The sequence below is a fragment of the Microcystis sp. M53603_WE2 genome, assembly GCF_030065435.1.
This window is the reverse complement of sequence record NZ_JASJFF010001259.1, coordinates 1-1,692: the sequence shown is the minus strand read 5'-3', so window position 1 is coordinate 1,692 and position 1,692 is coordinate 1. Positions and strand designations below refer to the sequence as shown.

Annotated in this window: 3 protein-coding genes; 1 reads left to right on the top strand and 2 read right to left on the bottom strand. The window is 47.6% G+C overall.

Annotated features, from left to right (window positions below):
* The first annotated feature begins 136 nt into the window (after positions 1-136).
* Positions 137-286 (top strand): ATP-binding protein, encoded by a 150-nt coding sequence (locus PX481_RS26430; protein ID WP_288026045.1) that lies wholly within the window; start codon positions 137-139, stop codon positions 284-286.
* 54 nt (positions 287-340) lie between these two features.
* Here the strand turns inward: PX481_RS26430 and PX481_RS26425 are convergent, their stop codons facing one another.
* Positions 341-643, bottom strand: coding sequence for a hypothetical protein (locus tag PX481_RS26425; protein WP_288026047.1), 303 nt, complete (start codon positions 641-643; stop codon positions 341-343).
* 170 nt (positions 644-813) lie between these two features.
* Positions 814-1,506, bottom strand: coding sequence for a response regulator transcription factor (locus PX481_RS26420; protein ID WP_002758477.1), 693 nt, complete (start codon positions 1,504-1,506; stop codon positions 814-816).
* Positions 1,507-1,692: the final 186 nt, after the last annotated feature.

Sequence of the window (1,692 nt, the reverse complement as noted above, 5' to 3'; positions counted from 1 at the left end):
TCCAACAATTCCTATTTTTTCATAATTAGGGTCTCAAGCTCCCCCTAACGGCCACCGAGAAAACCTTCACCAGATAAGTATTTTTACTCAAGTCTCTGGAGGGGGACAGCTTATGTGACAGTTGAGGGTGCGGAATGTGGGTAAAAATGTCCGTCACATCGCCGGGACAGGGTTGGGTTTGGTGGTAGTGCAGAAATGCGTGGAACTACACGGTAGCTCGATCGAAATCGCTAGTATCCCCTGGAATGGAACCACTGTCACGATTTTATTGCCGAAAGTGGCCTGAAAAAAATCGGAGCGAGAATGATTCTCAATCAGGGGAAAACTTCCGGGGAAGAAATTAGGAAACACCACCCAGACGGGCGTATTCTAAAATTGACTGGCTAAGAGCATCGCGATCATCGCGGCTGAGATAATAATTCCGGCCGCCGATATCATTGAGAAATCGCAGTAGGGCAAGACAAGCGGACTCTAGATCCGCCCGGTGTCGGGCAGCCGCTAAAGCTTGTTCAGAGGTGGCATAAACTAGGCAATCGCTAATTCCTTCCCTGCCATCCACTCGCCAACATTGAAAAGAATAACCCTGCATTTCTAGGATCAATTCAATCTGCCAGCCGTGATAGTCAAATCGCGTATAAATCATTTCAAGCAGCCCCTTTTAGGAGAGGAGAGTCACAGGTTTGACCGATCTGATTGTCTAGAAGCCCTGCACCTGTCTAACTTTCTAATTTAACGGGTGATTATGGAAACCCTCTGCAAACTTCGTGCAGATTTCGTGCAGAAATGATTTTGTCTACTGTCCCAAGGCAGATATTACTTTAAACGATAACCGAGACCGTGAACGGTTTCAATAAAGTCTTCCGGCGCACCGAGGGATTTTAGCTTGTGACGAAGACCGCGAATATGGGAAGTAACGGTTTCCTCGGCCGGAGAATCGTCCAAAGACCAAACTCGCTCAATAATACCCGATCGACTTAAGACCCGGCGCCCATGGGTAACAAGTAATTCTAAGAGAGCGAATTCCTTGGGGGTGAGGGAAAGAAGTTGACCGTTATAACTGGCCTCGTGGGTACTGGGATTTAACTGCAACCCCCCCCAAGATAATAAAACACTGCTGGTACTGCTGCCACGTCGGATCAAGGCCCGAATCCGCGCCATTAATTCGCCCAAATCGAAGGGTTTAGTGACATAATCATCGGCCCCTGCGTCTAATCCGTCAATTTTATCGATTACCGTATCCCTTGCGGTTAATAATAGGACGGGAACGGTGGCATTAGCAGAGACGGGATGATGGGATTCCGCTCGTCGCAGACGTTGACAGAGTAAAGTTCCGCTTAATTTGGGCAGGGTGACATCAAGAACTAAAAGGTCATATTTGCCTAATTCTAGCCAATTCCAGCCTTCTTCTCCGTCTCTAGCCACATCGACAACGTATTGTCGCTCGCTCAATGCCTCTCGCAAAATCTCGGCTAGTTGCATATCATCTTCTACTACTAAAATTCGCATGGTCTAGAGTTGACACTCCCGCCGTTAAGCTGACGCTGTGACGGGGGATTCTTGATTCACAGAAACCCGCTTTTGGGTACAAGTACCAACGAGTCTTACAGTTTCTCCCCAAGCTTGAAATTCCGACTGTCCATCGGTATTTGTTGACAGTATTCTCATACCTTCTTCCCTTAAATTCTTGGCTGC

What these genes read in the sequence shown, in the direction of transcription:
- PX481_RS26425 (WP_288026047.1), bottom strand. Translation starts at nt 643, where the DNA reads ATGATTTATACGCGATTTGACTATCACGGCTGGCAGATTGAATTGATC.
- PX481_RS26420 (WP_002758477.1), bottom strand. Translation starts at nt 1,506, where the DNA reads ATGCGAATTTTAGTAGTAGAAGATGATATGCAACTAGCCGAGATTTTG.